This is a genomic window from Microbispora bryophytorum (assembly GCF_006874465.1).
GTDB lineage: Bacteria > Actinomycetota > Actinomycetes > Streptosporangiales > Streptosporangiaceae > Microbispora > Microbispora bryophytorum.
Window position 1 is genome coordinate 17,074 of record NZ_VIRL01000035.1, and the last position, 16,117, is coordinate 33,190.

At 69.8% G+C, this 16,117-nt stretch carries 10 protein-coding genes; 6 read left to right on the forward strand and 4 right to left on the reverse strand.

The features are described from left to right. Positions 1 to 96: 96 nt before the first annotated feature. Positions 97 to 891, reverse strand: coding sequence for a FadR/GntR family transcriptional regulator (locus FLX07_RS34845; protein WP_167748506.1), 795 nt, complete (start codon positions 889 to 891; stop codon positions 97 to 99). A 110-nt stretch (positions 892 to 1,001) separates the two neighbouring features. Beyond that, positions 1,002 to 2,639, reverse strand: coding sequence for a GH39 family glycosyl hydrolase (locus tag FLX07_RS34850; RefSeq protein ID WP_142576074.1), 1,638 nt, complete (start codon positions 2,637 to 2,639; stop codon positions 1,002 to 1,004). A gap of 350 nt (positions 2,640 to 2,989) precedes the next feature. On the opposite strand from FLX07_RS34850, the gene FLX07_RS34855 reads away from it, so the two are divergent. From FLX07_RS34855 to FLX07_RS34880, 6 genes are all read left to right on the forward strand, one after another. Further along, positions 2,990 to 4,054 carry a LacI family DNA-binding transcriptional regulator gene (locus tag FLX07_RS34855; protein WP_142576076.1) on the forward strand — a complete coding sequence of 355 codons (1,065 nt, stop codon included), beginning with the start codon at positions 2,990 to 2,992 and terminating at the stop codon, positions 4,052 to 4,054. Positions 4,055 to 4,249: 195 nt separating this feature from the next. After that, complete coding sequence (locus tag FLX07_RS34860; protein ID WP_208762551.1) at positions 4,250 to 5,191, forward strand: carbohydrate ABC transporter permease; 942 nt, start codon at positions 4,250 to 4,252, stop codon at positions 5,189 to 5,191. A 52-nt stretch (positions 5,192 to 5,243) separates the two neighbouring features. Next, a complete protein-coding gene (locus tag FLX07_RS34865; protein ID WP_208762552.1) occupies positions 5,244 to 6,053 on the forward strand; it encodes a carbohydrate ABC transporter permease in 810 nt (269 codons plus the stop codon). A 33-nt stretch (positions 6,054 to 6,086) separates the two neighbouring features. Further along, positions 6,087 to 7,424 (forward strand): ABC transporter substrate-binding protein, encoded by a 1,338-nt coding sequence (locus FLX07_RS34870; RefSeq protein ID WP_142576082.1) that lies wholly within the window; start codon positions 6,087 to 6,089, stop codon positions 7,422 to 7,424. Positions 7,425 to 7,434: 10 nt separating this feature from the next. Next, positions 7,435 to 8,481 (forward strand): LacI family DNA-binding transcriptional regulator, encoded by a 1,047-nt coding sequence (locus FLX07_RS34875; protein ID WP_142576084.1) that lies wholly within the window; start codon positions 7,435 to 7,437, stop codon positions 8,479 to 8,481. A 92-nt stretch (positions 8,482 to 8,573) separates the two neighbouring features. Then, complete coding sequence (locus tag FLX07_RS34880) at positions 8,574 to 10,646, forward strand: alpha-galactosidase (protein ID WP_142576086.1); 2,073 nt, start codon at positions 8,574 to 8,576, stop codon at positions 10,644 to 10,646. 73 nt (positions 10,647 to 10,719) lie between these two features. Here FLX07_RS34880 and FLX07_RS37295 read toward each other — a convergent pair whose 3' ends face one another. Both FLX07_RS37295 and FLX07_RS34890 read right to left on the reverse strand, forming a co-directional pair. Continuing rightward, positions 10,720 to 12,435, reverse strand: coding sequence for a lectin (locus tag FLX07_RS37295; RefSeq protein WP_223853370.1), 1,716 nt, complete (start codon positions 12,433 to 12,435; stop codon positions 10,720 to 10,722). Positions 12,436 to 13,281: 846 nt separating this feature from the next. Continuing rightward, the gene (locus tag FLX07_RS34890; RefSeq protein WP_142576088.1) at positions 13,282 to 15,261 is read right to left on the reverse strand and encodes an alpha-L-fucosidase; all 1,980 of its coding nucleotides are present in this window, start codon (positions 15,259 to 15,261) and stop codon (positions 13,282 to 13,284) included. Between the last annotated feature and the right edge of the window lie 856 nt (positions 15,262 to 16,117).

Below are 16,117 nucleotides of genomic sequence, written 5' to 3' on the forward strand. Positions count from 1 at the left end.
CCCCGGCCCCGGCCACAGGTGGTGGCGGCGGGCGGCGCGTGAGCGCCGCCCGCCGTCGTGGCGCCGGCCTGCGGCCGGCGCCACGACGGCGGCCCCTCAGGAGCCGGACTCCTGGCCCATCGCTCCGCGTACGCCGGGGCGGCGCCTGGCCCACGAACCCACTATGTGGACGCGCATCGCGGCCGCGGCGCCCTGAGCGTCTCCTTGGAGGATCATCGACTCGATCTGCCGGTGCTCGGCGAGCGACTGGAGGTGCTCCTCCCTGCTCGGGTCGCCGTTGTACCGGCTCGACAGCCGTGCCTTGGCATGGATGCCGTGGATGATCGCGTGACCGAGACGGTTGCCGGAGGCCAGCATGATCATCTCATGGAAGGCGACGTCCTCCCTGCCGTAGCGTTCCGGGTCGTGCAGGCTCTCCGCGAGGACGTTCGCCTGCTTCTTCAGCGCCTCGGCCTGATCCGGTGTGATCACGCGGGCGCACTGCGCCGCCATGTCGCACTCGAGCGCCGCCCGGACGTTGATGAGGTCGTCGAGGATGGACAGGTTGCTGTCGTGCCGGATCTGCGCCTCGAGGACGAGGGGGTCCAGCAGGTTCCAGCCGATCGGCTCGAGAACCCGGGTCCCCCGGCCCGGCGTCGCCTTGACCAAGCCCTTCGCCTCCAGCAGTTTGATCGACTCGCGCACCACGGTGCGGGAGACGCCGAACTCACGGCACAGCTCGGGCTCGGTCGGGAGTACGGTGTCGACGGGATAGGCGCCCGACACGACGCGGTCGACCAGATGCGTGACGACGGTGTCGCCCAGGCGCCTGGGGCGTCGGTAGCTGGGCGGCTCCAGCGAGGCGTGGGAGGTGCTCCCGGTCGGACCGGAATGAGAGGACGCGGCAGTCACTGGGCCTCCAGGAGGATCTTCACCAGGCCAGTATACGCTCCAGCACATATGTAATTCATATGATGTAACCGATACCACAGTGCGTCACCTGTGGGAAGGCCGCCGTGCCGTCATGCCGGCTGCCGCAACGACATCACCGCCCACGGCGCGAGTTCGACGTCGAGATCGAGCACACCGGTCCCGGGCACGGTCAGCGTGAACCGGAGGAGCGAGTCGGCGACCTTGCTCAGGTGCTCGATCTCGGCCCGGGACGGGTTGAGCGGCGGCCCGAGCCGATACCAGGCCTCGGCGACATTCCCGTGCTCCCAGTCCACGATCTCGACGAGGAACGCACTGCCCGGCTCCAGTCCCCCGATCGAGTGCCGGATCCTCCGGCTCGGCCCCATCTCGGCCAGCGCGCGTGTCCCCTCATACGAGTTCTGCGCCCGGAGACCCTTCATGCCCATGTCGTCGGGGTAGTTGAAGAACACCGCCGACACCGCCGACGTCCGGCTGTCGCGGGTCACGACGCCGTCGGAGGTCGCGAGGAGCAGCCGGTCACCGAGCCGTTCCAGCATCGTCAAGGCGTGGAACGTGGGCTTGTGCACGCCCCCCTCGTTCACGAGGCCGAAGCCGCCGTGGAACGGCCCGATGCCGGCGCCCCCCTCCTCGAAGACGTCCGTGAAGGTCCAGTAGGAGATCGAGTCGGCGAGGGTGGCGCACTGCAGATACGACCGCGTGATGGAGGTCGCCGCGAACACCGTGTCGTGGATGAAGTCACGCGATGACGGCGACGTCGACCACTCCGTGATGTGGATCTCCGCGTCCGGGTACGCGCTGCTGCCCACGAGCTCGCGCAGCAGGGTCAGGTCGTCGAACGTGGCGTCGGCGTACCGGGTGATGTGCACCGCCTCGCCGTCGGCGGCGAACGCGAAGTCGGTGGGATAGGTGTGCGTCGAGACGAAGTCGATCGGAAGTCCGCGCTCCGCGCACCAGGCGATGAAGTCCTCGATCCACACCGGGCGCCAGTCGAGCGCGTCCACGTCGGAGGCGGCGGCCGTCTCGTGCGTCGCGACGCGGTCCTCGACCTCGCCCTTGTAGCGGTCGTCGGGCACGAAGACGCTCGTCGCGGGCCCGCCCACCTTCAACGCGGGATCGATGTTCTTGATCGCCGTCACGGTCTGCTCGTAGAGCTCGAAGTACTCGGTCTTCGTCCCGGTCCAGAAGTGGGGAACCAGATTCGGCTCGTTCCACACCTCGAAGCGCCACTCCCGCACCTCGTCGAGGCCGTAGCGGTCGATCCAGTGCTCGACCGACCTCGTGACCAGCTCGACCCAGCGCGCCATGTCCTTGGGCGGACTGCCGTGCGCGCCCCACCAGAACAGCGTCTCCGTCACCGTCGCCAGCTCGCGCGGCATGAAACCCAGCTCGACGAACGGACGGACACCGCAGTCCAGGATGAAGTCGAACACCTTGTCCACGTAGCTGAACGTGTACACGGGCTCGGCAAGAGGGGCGTCCGGCCCGAACCCACCGCCGTAGCTCTCCCGGTACACGAACATGTCGTCGTGGAAGACGCCGTGGAAGCGGATGTACCGGACTCCGCATGCCTCGACGACGTCGGCGAACTGCCGTTGCCAGTCCGCGCGCAGCGCCTCGTTCGCCCGTCCGGCGCCGATGCACCTGCTCCAGACGTGCGGGAACGCGCTGTCGTCGCACCGCTTGCCGTCGATCGTCAGCGTGGAATCGGCCCTAGCGTCGCTCGTCATGCCTCACTTCTCTTCACGAATGGTCTGCGGGTGGGACGCGGGTGGTCTGCGGGTGGGACGCGGGTGGGATGCGGGTGGGAGATGGCCGGCGGTGGCGCGCACCCGGCCCGTGACGGCGCACGGCGACAGGCCCGGCCGCCGGTTCCGCTGCAGGCCGGGAACCCCGGTGAGCACGGCATGGCGGGAAGGAGAGGTCCGAAAGTATTTCGCGATTCGTTCGACGTCGGCAGGACAGTAGGTGGTGGGTCCGTCCGGTGTCAACGGACGAACAAGGGCGAACGCCTGCCGGCACGTGGCGGTCAGGCCCGTGCTAGGTTCCGAAAGAGTTTCGTAGCCCGGAAGGAGCCCTGATGCCACGGCGAGGTCGTTCCGAGCGAGCCACCCTGGCGGATGTCGCCCGGCTGGCCGGTGTCTCCCCCACGACCGCGTCGAAGGTCCTCAACGGGCGCGGCGACGTGGGGCCGAAGACACGGGAGCTTGTCCTCGGGGTCATGGCCGAGATCGGCTACAGGCCGACGACGGCGCGTCACGAGCGGACCCGGGACCGGGCCCTCGTCACCCTGCTCGACTTCGTGGAGTCCCGTTATGCCGGGACGGTGCTCCAGGGAATACTCGTGGCCGCGACCTCCGCGCGGGCCGAGCTCCTCCTTCGCCTGCCGCCCGGCGAGCCGATCAGCACGAACCGTACGGCGGCCCGCGCCTGGATGGAGGAGCAGAAGGCGACCGGTGTCGCCGGTGTCATCGCGCTCGCCGTCGCCGTGCCCGACGCGGTGCTCCACGCCGCCGAGGATCTCGAGGTGCCCACCGTGACGATCGACCCGATCGATACGACCGAATCACGTGTCGTCAGCATCGGCGCCACCAACTGGGCGGGCGGCCGCTCGGCGGCCGAGCACGTCATCAGGCTCGGCCACCGCAGGATCGCCTGGATCGGCGGCCCGCTGGGCTCCGCCCCCTCGGTGGAGCGTTTCCACGGATACCAGGCCGCGCTCGACTCGGCCGGCCTCACGCCGGACCGCGCGCTGATCCGCCATGAGGCATTCTCCGTCGAGGCGGGACTCCAGCACGGTCGTGACATCCTCTCGCTGGACGAACGGCCGACCGCCGTCGTCGCGGGCAACGACGAGATCGCCGTCGGCGTCCTCGCCGCGGCCAAGGAGCTGCACATCGCCGTCCCCGGCGAGCTGTCGGTCACCGGGTTCGACGACACGCCGCAGACCGAGTGGACCACGCCCCGGCTCACGTCCGTCCGGCAGCCTCTCGTCGGCATGGGCCGGATGGCCGTCGAGACCGTCCTCGGCATGGCGGACGGCGTCCAGCCCGCCTCCCGGCATCTCCAGCTGGCGACGACCCTCAGCGTCCGCGACTCGACGGGCCCGGCCCCTCGTCGTGACTCCCCCGGCCCCTTGTCCTGACCCGCCCGGCTCCCCACGGCGACGCGGGGATCACGCCCGCACGGTCTGGCGGGTGGTCTGGCCGGGCGGACTGGCTTTCCACGCACATCGCGTGCTGTCGCGGATCGAAGGCACTTGACGGCTGCGATGTTATCGATAACTCTTCTCTGCATCACCGGAATCCTCCGGGTCCCTGGTGGCTTGTGGAGAGAGAATGTGATCGATAACATCAGCTACGACCGATCCCTGCAGGGGCACCGCCGGGTGGAGCACCGGCTCGCGGCGCGGGTTCGCGTCGTCGCCGAGGCGTACGCCCTGCTCGCGCCGAGCCTCGTCGGCTTCCTGCTCTTCCTGGTGGCGCCCATCTTCGGTGTGGCGGCGCTGAGCCTGTTCGACTGGAACCTGATGGGCGCGCCGTCGTTCGTCGGGCTGGACAACTACCGCGAGCTGGCCGCCGATCCCGAGGTGTGGCGGGCCGTGCTCAACACGATCTACTACGTGGTGCTCAACATCCCGGCGCAGACCGTGCTGGCGCTGCTGCTGGCGGTGGCGCTGAACCGGCGGATGCGCGGCGGCAAGGTGCTCCGGGTGGTCTTCGTGCTGCCCTGGATGGCCATGCCGGTGGCGCTCGGCATCATCTGGTCCTGGGTGTTCGACCCGAGATACGGCGTGGTCAACCAGCTGCTGGGCACGGTGGGCATCGACGGCCCGAACTGGCTCACCGACCCCGCGTGGGCCATGCCGGTGATCGCCTCGGTGAACGTCTGGCAGTACACCGGCTACACGATGCTGATCCTGCTGGCCGGGCTGCAGGCGATCCCGCACACGCTGTACGAGGCCGCGGCGATCGACGGCACCACGCCGGTGCAGCGGTTCTTCATGATCACTCTGCCGCTGCTGCGGCCGTCGCTGTTCTTCGTACTGGTGACGAACATGATCGGGTCGTTCCAGATCTTCGACACGGTCTTCGTGATGACCCAGGGCGGTCCGGGCGGCGCCACCGACGTGCTGAACTTCCACATCTACCAGCAGGGGTTCCAGCTCTTCCGGTCCGGCTACGCCTCGGCGCTGGCGATGGTGCTGTTCGCGCTGATCCTGCTGGTCACCGCGGTGCAGTTCCTCTATTTCCGCAAGCGCACCGTCTACGACTTCTCCTGAGGACCCGATGAAGAGGACCCAATTGAAGAGGACGTGGATGAGGAGGATGCGGATGAAGAGGATCGCGCTGTATCTCGTGCTCTTCGCGGGCGCCGTGGTCTCGGTCGCGCCCTACCTGATGACGCTGAACTCGGCGTTCAAGGAACCCGCGCAGGTGCTCACCACGCCCGCCTGGGAGCCCGCCCTCCCCGTCACGTTCGACAACTTAGCCCAGGTCTGGTCGGACTACGACATGGCCGGCTTCCTGATGCACTCGCTGGTCTACGCCGGGGCGGTCACGGCCGGCCAGGTCGTGTTCAGCACGATGGCCGCCTACGCCTTCGGCAGGATGTCGTTCCCCGGCCGCGACGCGCTGTTCTGGGGCTACCTCGCGACGATGATGGTGCCGCAGATCGTCACCCTGGTCCCGCTCTTCCTGATCATGCGGGAGTTCGGGCTGATCGACACCTATCTCGGGCTCATCCTGCCCACCGCCTTCGGCACGCCGTACGGGATCTTCCTCGTGCGGCAGTACTTCCGCACGATTCCCGTGGACCTGGAGTCGGCCGCGCGCATCGACGGCGCGGGCACGCTGACCGTGCTCGTCCGGGTGCTGCTCCCGCTGAGCCGGCCGATCCTGGCCACCCTCGCGACCATCACGTTCATCACAACCTGGAACACGCTGCTGTGGCCGCTGATCGTCACGAACGGCGACGCGATCCGGGTGGTCACGCTCGGCATCTCGGCGCTGAAGGGCCAGCACTCCTCGCAGTACCACCTGATCCTGGCGGCCGCCGCCCTCGCGCTGCTGCCGCTGGTCGTGATCTTCCTGCTGTTCCAGCGGCACATCGTCCGTTCGATCGCCCTCACCGGACTGAAGTAACCACCCCCCGCGCAGAGAGAAGGGCATACGTATATGTCCAGAAAAATCGTCATAACCGGAGTTGCGACGGCGGCCCTGCTGTCCCTGGCCGCGTGCGGCGGCGCAGACGACTCGGACTCCACCGGCGGCACCGTCACCCTCCGGTACGCCATGTGGGACGAGGTGCAGAAACCCCCGATCGAGCAGTCGATCCGCGAGTTCGAGAAGGCCCACCCGACCATCAAGGTGCAGATCGAGCTGAACAACTGGAACGACTACTGGAGCAAGCTGCAGACCCAGCTCGCCGGCCGTTCGGCCCCCGACGTGTTCTGGGACCACGTCTCCTACTTCCCCAAGTTCAGCAAGGAGGGCGTGCTCACCGACCTGGCGCCGCTCATCGCCCAGGACAAGGTGGACACCTCGATCTACGACCCCAAGCTCGCCGAGGGCTGGAAGGTGGACGGCAAGGTCTACGGCCTGCCCAAGGACTGGGACACCATCGGGCTCTTCTACAGCACCAAGGCCCTCAAGGAGGCCGGGCTCACCCCCGCCGACCTCGACGGCCTCACCTGGAACCCCGCCGACGGCGGCACCTTCGTCAAGACGCTGCAGAAACTGACGGTCGACGAGAACGGCAAGCACGCCGACGAGGCCGGCTTCGACCCCAAGAAGGTCAAGCAGTACGGCCTGGCCATGCAGGCGCCCACCGGTCAGCAGGACTGGTGGAACTTCGCCCTGCAGAACGGCTGCACGCTCCAGGACAAGCCGTGGGGCCGGTGGACCATCGACCAGCCGGCCTGCGTGCAGGCCGTCCAGTTCGTCCAGGACCTGCGGCTGAAGTACCACGTCGCGGTGCCCGCCACGGTCACCAACCCGCCCAACGGCCCGTCCCTCGACCAGGTGGTCGGGCGCGGCGAGGCGGCCGCCGCGATGGACGGAAGCTGGATGCTGCGCGCGTTCGACACCGCGCTGCCGGGCGGCGCTTTCGGCGTCGCCGACCTCCCCGCGGGCCCGGTCGGCAAGGGCAGCGTCTACAACGGCCTGACCGAGGCCGTCTACGCCGGCACCAAGCACCCGAAGGAAGCGTGGGAGCTGCTCAAGTGGCTGACGTCCGAACGCCATCAGAAGGCCGTCGCCCAGGCGGGCGCCGTCTGGCCGGGCATCCCCTCGCTCAACGACGTCTTCGCCGACGCGTGGAAGGCCAAGGGCGTCGACGTCACCGGCTTCAAGAAGGCCGCCGAGGGCACCACGATGGGCTACCCGCTGACCGAGGCGGCCGACGTCTACAACGTCAAGGCGCTCGACATCTTCAACCAGGTCTGGCTGGGCCAGCTGTCGCCGCAGGACGCCGCCCAGAAGATCACCACCGAGGCCAACGCCGCCATCAAGTAAGGTCTGACTCATGGAAGTTACCGGTCACATGCCTGCCCAGGACGCTCCTCGCGCGCGGTCGGCGAGCATCTGGGACGTCGCCCGGGTGGCCGGTGTCTCCCAGCAGACCGTCAGCCGCGTCATCAACGGCAAGGCCCGGGTCAGCGAGACGACCCGGGCCAAGGTCCTCCAGGTCATCGCCGAGCTCGGCTACCGGCCCAACCGGCTGGCCCAGGCGCTGGCCGGAGGGCCGGTCCGCTCGGTCACCGTCCTCACCTCCGACACCGCCCTGTGGGGCGCCGCCGCCACGCTGCGCGGCATGGAGGAGGCGGCGAGGACGGCCGGGTTCTTCGTGGGCATCAGCGTGCTGGAGCGGGACTCCGGCCAGGCCGACATCGCCCTGCGGCTGAACCGGCCCGGGGAGGCGGTCATGGTGATCGCCTTCGACGACGCGGGCGTGCGCGCGCTGCGGGCGCTGCCCGCGGACGTCCCCGTCGCGGCGGCCGTCGAGCGGCGGCCCGACGACGGGCCGGACGACCCCTGGCAGATCTGGCTGGACGACCGAGCGGCGGCCGCGCACGCGACCCGCTACCTGCTGAGCCTGGGGCACCGGACCGTCCACTACGTGGCCATCCCCTCCTCCACGAGCGCGCTTCCGCAGCGCACCCAGGGCTGGCAGGACGCGCTGCGCGCCGCCGGCCGGCCGCTGCCCGAGTCGCTGCCCGGCGGCTGGAGCCCTCGATCCGGCTACCTCGCCGTACGCTCCCTGCTCGCGGACCGATCGGTCACCGCGATCCTTTGCGGCAACGACGACCTGGCGCTGGGCGTGATGCGGGCCGCCCGCGAGGCCGGGCGGGACATCCCCGGCGACCTCAGCGTGGTCGGCTTCGACGACTCCCCGACCTCGGCCTACCTCAACCCCGCGCTCACCACGGTCCGGCTCGATTTCGAGGGTCTCGGCCGGGCCTGCTTCGGCCTGCTGCACCGCAGGCTGGACCCGCAGAACGCCCCGGCCGTCCCGGCCTGGAGCGAGCCCGAACTCATCGTGCGGGAGAGCAGCGCGCCCCCGTCCGCCTGACCTCCCACGGCTCCACAGCCCTCCGCCGCGGCATGCGGGCGGAGCGGTCCCGCATGCCATGCCGTCTTCTCCTTCGCCGTCGAAAGGCTGAGATGATCTACCACGACTCGCAACACCGCCTGTGGGTGCTGTCCGGGCCGTCCTCCTCCTACGTACTGCACCTCGACGAGGCCGACCGGCCGCGCGTCATGCACTGGGGTCCCCGGCTCACCCCCGAGCAGGCGGCCTCGCTGTTGCTACGGCTACCCCGGCCCGGCTTCCGGCCGGTGGAGGACCCGCTGGAGGGGTCCTTCGACCTGATCGCGACCGGGGGAATGTGTTACGGGCAGGCCGGCCTGCAGGTGCGCTTCGCCGACGGCACCCGCGACCTGGAGCTCGTCTTCACCGGGCAACGCCGCACCGATCGGGAGCTGGTGCTGGCGTACGCCGACCGTCACTACCCGCTGACCGTGGAGTGCCACTACCGCCTGTACGGCGACGTGATCGAGCGCCACCTGGTCCTGCGCAACGAGGGCGAGCCCGTCACCGTCGCACGGGCGGACTCCGCCACCTGGGTCCTCCCCCGGATGAACGGCTACCGGCTCGGTTCCGTACGCGGTCAGTGGGGCGCCGAGACCCGCCTGCACCGCACCGAGCTGCCGTACGGCGAGACCGTCCTGACCAGCCGCAGGGGGGTGACCAGCCATCAGGCCAACCCCTGGGCGATGGTCGACGACGGCACGGCGGGCGAGGAGCACGGCGCGGTCTACTCCTGCGCGCTGGCCTGGAGCGGGAGCTGGCGGCTCACCGCCCAGCGCCTTCCGACCGAGCGGGTGACGCTGTCGGCCGGGGCCGGGCACGACCCCGTGACCTGGGAGCTGGGCACCGGCGAGGAACATGTGACGCCGGTCTGCGCGGGCCTTTTCACCGAAGGCGGCTTCGGCGCGGCCAGCCGCGCCTGGCACGACCACCAGCTCCGGCATGTCCTGCCGCATGCCGGCGAGGTCCGGCCGGTGCTCTACAACTCCTGGGAGGCCACGGGCTTCGACGTCTCGATGGACGGGCAGATCCGGCTGGCGGAGTCGGCCGCCCGGATGGGCGTGGAGCTGTTCGTGGTGGACGACGGGTGGTTCGGCGCCCGCACCCACGACGCCGCGGGGCTCGGCGACTGGTATCCCAACCCGCACCGCTTCCCCGACGGGCTCGGGCCGCTGATCGACCGGGTGCACGAGCTGGGCATGCGGTTCGGGCTGTGGGTGGAGCCGGAGATGGTCAACCCCGACAGCGACCTCTACCGCGCCCATCCCGACTGGGTGATCCACCGGCCGCACCGGCGGCGCACCGAGCACCGCAACCAGCTCGTGCTCGACCTGTCCCGGCCGGAGGTCGGCGACTGGCTGTTCCGGACGCTGGACGAGCTGCTGGCCAAGAACGCCATCGACTTCCTCAAGTGGGACATGAACCGCCCCTTCACCGAGGCCGGCCCGGACGAGCGGCTGTGGCTGGGCCATGTGCGCACCCTGTACGACGTGCTCGACCGGCTGCGCGCCGCCCACCCGCACGTACGGATCGAATCGTGCAGCAGCGGCGGCGGCCGGGTGGACCTCGGCATCCTGCGGCGCACCGACCAGGTGTGGACGTCGGACAACACCGACGCCCTCGACCGGCTGGACATCCAGCACGGCTTCTCGCAGCTCTACCCGGCCCGGGTGATGGGCGCGTGGGTCACCGACAGCCCCAACCCCTTCACCGGCCGGGAGATCCCGCTCGACTTCCGTTTCCACGTGGCCATGGCCGGGGTGCTCGCGATCGGCGGCGCCCTGACCGAGTGGAGCCGGGCCGATCTGGACCGCGCGGCCGAGCTGGTCGCCGACTACAAGCGGATCCGCCCACTGGTCCAGCACGGCCGGCAGTACCGCCTGCTGCCGCCGGGCGGCGAGCTGTCGGCCGTGCAGTATCTCGCCGCCGACGGCGGCGAGGCCGCCGTGCTCGTCCACCGCCGGGGCCGCCGGTTCGGCCACCCCGATCCGGGGATCCCGCTGCGCGCCCTCGACCCGGACGGGCGCTACCGCGACACGGCCACCGGAGAGGTCCACCACGGGGCCGTCCTGCTCACCCACGGCCTGTTCCCCGATCTGGCTCCCGGCGACTACGCCAGCGCCCTGCTCCACCTGGTCCGCGAATAGGCGTCGAGAGCAGCCGTCCGCGAACAGGTGGGAGAGGAGGCCGCCGGGCGCCCGGCGGCCTCCTTCCCGCATGTCATCTCGGCGTCAGGACCAGCCGGTAGGCGCCGTTGGCGTCCTGGTTGGCGATCGGGATCGTGACGCTGCCGTTGGTGACGCTGTAGGCGTTCGACCACACCCGGGTCGCCGCCGGCACGTTCGTCTTGCGTCCCGAGCCCGGAACGTAGTCAAGGGTCGCCGTGACCGAGGAGCCCAGCCCGCCGATCCCGTCGACGCGGATCGTGTTGTTGCCCGCCTGACCGGCGAAGACCAGGCTGAACGTCCCGCCGTCATAGGCGGCCACGCCGTCGTTGTACGTGGTCGGAGTGACCTTGACGACGTTGCCGGTCTGGTCGGCGTACCACTTGTACATCCAGTACGACGCCGTCGGCTGGCCGTTGTACAGCAGGCCGTTGAGCGTGCCGGCCTCGTACCAGAACGCCCGCTCGGCGTCGCGCACGCCCTCGCGCTCGAACTGGGCGACGTAATGGTTGACGCTGCTCGGCACGTCGATCTCGCCGGTCGTGGCGTACTCGTTGATGGAGATGGGCCGCGGCGAGATGCCCAGCTCGCGCTCCAGCGCGCGGTAGGCCCGGACGTTGGCGGTGACCTGCTGCCATCCGCTCAGCTCGTGCCACGACACCACCTCGGGCAGGGTGTTCGTGGCCTTCGCGTTGGTGAGGAAGGACCGCATCCGGTTGAGGTCCAGGTATGAGTAGCTCGGGCCCATGATGGCCTTGTTCGGCTCGCTCTGCCGGATCCGCTGGTAGGTCCGCACCCACCCCTCGTTGAAGGAGACGCCCGACGCCGACGGCCAGGTCCAGTCCGGCTCGTTCCACGGCTCCCAGGCGTCGATGTTGCTGACGCCCGCCGACTTCGCCGCCGCGATCATCTTGTCGATCCGGCTGTACCAGTCGTTCCAGTTCGTCCAGTTGTAGGGGAAGCCGTCGAAGCTGTCGGCCATGTCGACCGTGATCACCGCGCCGACGGCGGCGGCGTTGCGCCAGACGTTCAGCGTGTCACCGATCGGCACCGGGGAGCCGTTCGGCCGGTGCTCGTGCAGCGGCGGCGGCTGCCGGAGCTGGTGCAGCTTCAGCGGCTGCATCATCGACACCGGCGGGGTGTTCGCGTCGGACAGGCCGTAGAGGGTGCCCGACCCGACGCGGGTGACCGGGCGCACGACGCTGCTCGCGTCGACCACGAGGGCGCTGCCGCCGCCGGTCGTGCCGCCGCCCCACTTCTGGTTGCTCTGCCCGTTGCAGGTCCACAGGATGACGGCGGTGCCGTTGGCGGTGCCGGCGTGGTCCACGTCGAGGCACAGGCCCGACTGCGTCCCGGCGATCGACCCGTCGGAGTTCTGCCGCCACTTCTGGTTGGCCTGGCCGCTGCAGGACCAGATGATCACTTGGGTGCCCGGCGAGGTCTGGTTGTTGTAGGCGTCCACGCAGCGGGTGCCGTTCATCGTGCGCAGTTCGCCGGCCGAGGTGAACTCGAAGCCCTGGTTGGCCTGGCCGTTGCAGTCCCAGATGTCCAGCGCGGTGCCGAGCGTGTCGACGTTGCCCTTCACGTCGAGGCAACGGCCGGAGCCGGCGCTCACCAGCGGCGCGGGGGCCGCGGAGGCCGGCGCCGTCCAGGTGAGCGCGGTGGCCGCCAGCGTGACGAGCGCCGTGAGCAGGCCCATCAGCAGGCGCGGCGCGACGGCGCCCGGCGACCGTCGCCGCCCTGCCGCCGGGTGAACGGGTAAGTCGTGCATCGTTCTTCTCCTCGTTGGGGGCGTGAAGGCGGAAACGACGGAGGCGCGCGGAAGCGGCGCTCCCAGCCGTTCGGCGTCCCGGAATCGGCGACGCCCTGTAGGAGTTATCGGTAACATCAGGGTCTAGAGCGTGCCGTTGACGGTGTCAAGCCCCGGGCTCCGGCCCGGACGCGCCGCCCGGCCCCGATGCCGTCCTCAACCGCAGGTCAGGCCCGTTTCGATGGACGCGGGATGCCGCCACGACGGATGCGTAACATTCATCTCCGCGCGGCGTCTTCCTTGACGGCGGCTGGTGAGAGCGATAACACTTGCGCCATCCGGACGAGTGCGTCACGGACCGGAAAGGAGAGCCCTTCTCATCGTGAGCGACGATCGTCGCCGACGGCCCGCGGACGAGGACGGCCCGCACGATCGCGGTGGGAGCGGCAGCGCGGCGGCGGCCAGTGGCGATGCCGGGGCCAGTGGCGGTGGCCCTGGCGCTGACGGGGCCGGGGCCAGTGGCGGTGGCGGTGCCGGGGCCAGTGCCGGGACCGGTGGCGATGCCGGGGCCAGTGGCGGTGGCGGTGCCGGGGCCAGAACCGGTGGAAAAACCGGCGGCCAGGTCCCTGATATCAGAGACCTGGCCTCGTGAACCTCTCGCGCCCGGGACGACCTTTCCGGGCGGACTCGCGGCACCGGCGGCACGCCCCGCCATCGCGCGGGTCCTTCATCCTGCCCTGTTCGCCGGGGTGGGCGGAGGCGTCCTCCGTCTCCGGGCCGCGCGGTGCGTCGTGGTCCAACGCGCGCGGTGGCTCGTGCTCCAATGCCTGCGGTGCGTCGTGGTCCAACGCGCGCGGTGGGTCGGGGTCAGACGCCGGTGATGGTCCACTGGTTGTTGGTGTTGCCGTTGGGTGCCCACATGCCGACGGCGGAGCCGGCGGTGGTGTAGCCCATGCCGTCGAGGGACGTGCCGGTGCCGCGGTTGACGATCTGGTAGCGGCCGTTGCCGAGGTCGTTCAGGCGCCACTGCTGGTTGTTGCCGCCGTTCCAGGCCGACTGCCGGGCGTTGGCGCCGTTGGCGGTGTTGCCCCAGCTGTCGGCGACCATGCCGTTGGTGCGGTTGACGATCCGGTACCAGCCGCCGCCCAGGTCGACCAGCTGCCACTGCAGGTTCGTGCTGCCGTCCCAGTTCCACTGCTTCAGATTCGACCCCGACGCCACGTTGCCGCCGCTGTCCAGCGCCAGGCCGGTGGTGGCGTTGGCGATCCGCACGTAGCCGGTGGGGGTGCCGCCGGAGCCCGGGGCGGGGATCTGGCCGTTGAAGGTCAGCTTGACCACGTAGGCCGGGGCGCTGAACGGGGCGTTGGACGAGGGCATCGAGATGTGCAGCGCCGAGCCGTCCTGCGTGCGGTTGGGCAGGGTGGTGTACTGGCCCGCCGAGGAGCCGAGGAGCTGCACCGAGGCCAGGTTGCTCAGGTTGATCCGGTTGGCGCCCAGAGTCGTGATGTGCAGGGTGCTGCCCGGCCAGCCCAGCACGGTGGCGTACAGCACCGTGTTGTCCTTGCTGCGGGTGAAGCGGATGTCGGTGTTGGTGCCCGCCCGCGGCGTGGTGAACGAACCGCCGCCCATCTGGGTGGGGCCCTCGCCGTAGATCGCCCAGGCGCGGGTGGCGTAGACGGACTCGCCGAATCGCTTGAGGTAGTCCCCGATGCCCAGCAGGATCGACCGCTGCCCGGATGGGATCGTGCCGTCGGCCATCGGAGCGATGTTCAGCAGCATGTTGCCGTTCTTGCTGACCCGGTCGATCAGCGAGTGCAGCATGGCGTTGAGCGAGTAGTAGCCGATGCCCGCCGTGTAGCACCAGCTGGAGCTGGAGATGCTGTCGTCGGTCAGCCAGTAGGGGGTCTGGATGCCGCCCGGACCGCCGCGCTCGAAGTCGACGACCTCTCCCCTGGTGTTGAACCCGTCCTTGTAGGTCGCGACGACGTCCCTGTTCCAGGCGACCGCCTGGTTGTAGTAGTACGACAGGAAGGCCAGCCGCCGGGACTCGTCGAGCCGGCTGAGGTTGAAGTCCTGCCAGATGACGTCGGGCTGGTAGCCGTCGATGACCTCCTTGAGCTTGTCGTACCACAGCTGCTGCTCGTCGGCGAAGCTGAGCTGGCCGTACAGCTTCTTCAGCGAGGTCGTGGACTGCGTCGGCACCCACTGGTAGAAGCCGGTGAAGTTGTAGCAGTGGTGCATGGCCACCAGAAGCTTGAGGCCCTTGGCCCGGATGGCGTCGGCGTGCAGCCGCAGCAGGTCGAGCCTGGGCCCGGTGGCGACCGAGTTCCACTCGTTCACCCGGCTGTTCCACATCGAGTAGCCGTCGTGGTGCTCGGCCACCGGACCGGCGAATTTGGCGCCGGCATCGGCGAACAGCTGCGCCCACTCGTCGGGGTCGAAGTTGCCGCCGGCCGACTTCAACTTGGGCGCGAACTGCACCCAGTTGCCGGCCTTGTCCCGGGCGCCGTTGATGAAGTTGTGGTACGGCCACACCGACGGGTCACCGTAGACGCTCTTGTGGTGGTTGTTCTCGCCTGACCCGTTGTTGTACATGTTGCGCGGATACCACTCGTTGGCGAATGCCGGGACGCTGAACACGCCCCAGTGGTAGTAGATGCCGAACTTCGCGTCCTGGAACCACTCGGCGGCCGGCGGGTGCTGGTCCACCGACGACCAGCTCGCGCTGTAACTCTGCGGACCGGCGTTCGCCCACGCGGGGCCGGCCTTCAGCGCGCCGGCGGCCGTGGCGAGCGCGGCCGTGGCGAGCAGTTGCCGGCGGCTGAACTGGAACGAGGATGCGGACATGACGAGATACCTCTCGCGATCGGGGGGATTTTCCCGGGCGTGCGCGGCCGTCGAGGCCGGCCCCTTCGGCTCTGCTCGGGTGACCGCCTCGTGCGTCTTCTCCTGCGCGGTGTCGCGGCGGGCGGACCGCGCTCGCCGCCGGCGGGCGGGACGGCGACGGTAGCGGGACGGCGACGATGGGCACGGCAGCCCGTGAGGATCGGCCCGGCCACGAGGACCCGGGCCCGCGACGGTACGCATGACACGATCCATTGGATGTTTCCCGGAGATGAGCAGACGGTCACCGCAGAGACATTGGATGTCGTTGTATGTCAGGCAGCGGGATCTGTCCACACTCCCCCACCGGCGAGCGTGCGCGTGACGCGGCCCGGCGGCAGCGGGGCCCCGCCCGTTCGGCGAGTGGAAACGAAGGTGAGGCGCGGCAGTGGCCGCGTTTGCGCATGCCGCGTCGGCAATGCCGTCACTCGCCTCGCATGGGTGCAGACAGCCCATGTCTCTAAAGGCGTCGGTCCCGATCCCGTCCAGAAATGGGATGTCTGAATGTTTCAGCGCAGGAGGCCGGACGGCCGCCGGCGGGGTGGCCACCGGCATGCGTGCGCCGGGGGCGCGGTGGGGGTGTCCCCCCGCCGCGCCCCCGGCCATGTCGTCAACTGGTTCGGGCGGTCGCTGTCCGCCTATGGCGACGGCGAAGACGCGCCTGTGGTTCAGGACTGGTTGAACAGGGACAGCGTCAGGGTGGAGTGGTATTCACCGGCGGCGACGTCGGTGGAGGTGCGCAGGGCGAGGTCGGCGTTGACCTGGGAGGTGCCGATCTCGTCGGCGGAGTTGGCGGTGGAGACCAGCAGTTCCTGGCCCT

What these genes read in the sequence shown, in the direction of transcription:
- FLX07_RS34880 (WP_142576086.1), top strand. Translation starts at nt 8,574, where the DNA reads ATGATCTACCACGACTCGCAACACCGCCTGTGGGTGCTGTCCGGGCCG.
- FLX07_RS34855 (WP_142576076.1), top strand. Translation starts at nt 2,990, where the DNA reads ATGCCACGGCGAGGTCGTTCCGAGCGAGCCACCCTGGCGGATGTCGCC.
- FLX07_RS37295 (WP_223853370.1), bottom strand. Translation starts at nt 12,435, where the DNA reads ATGCACGACTTACCCGTTCACCCGGCGGCAGGGCGGCGACGGTCGCCG.
- FLX07_RS34870 (WP_142576082.1), top strand. Translation starts at nt 6,087, where the DNA reads ATGTCCAGAAAAATCGTCATAACCGGAGTTGCGACGGCGGCCCTGCTG.
- FLX07_RS34865 (WP_208762552.1), top strand. Translation starts at nt 5,244, where the DNA reads ATGAAGAGGATCGCGCTGTATCTCGTGCTCTTCGCGGGCGCCGTGGTC.
- FLX07_RS34875 (WP_142576084.1), top strand. Translation starts at nt 7,435, where the DNA reads ATGGAAGTTACCGGTCACATGCCTGCCCAGGACGCTCCTCGCGCGCGG.
- FLX07_RS34850 (WP_142576074.1), bottom strand. Translation starts at nt 2,639, where the DNA reads ATGACGAGCGACGCTAGGGCCGATTCCACGCTGACGATCGACGGCAAG.
- FLX07_RS34890 (WP_142576088.1), bottom strand. Translation starts at nt 15,261, where the DNA reads ATGTCCGCATCCTCGTTCCAGTTCAGCCGCCGGCAACTGCTCGCCACG.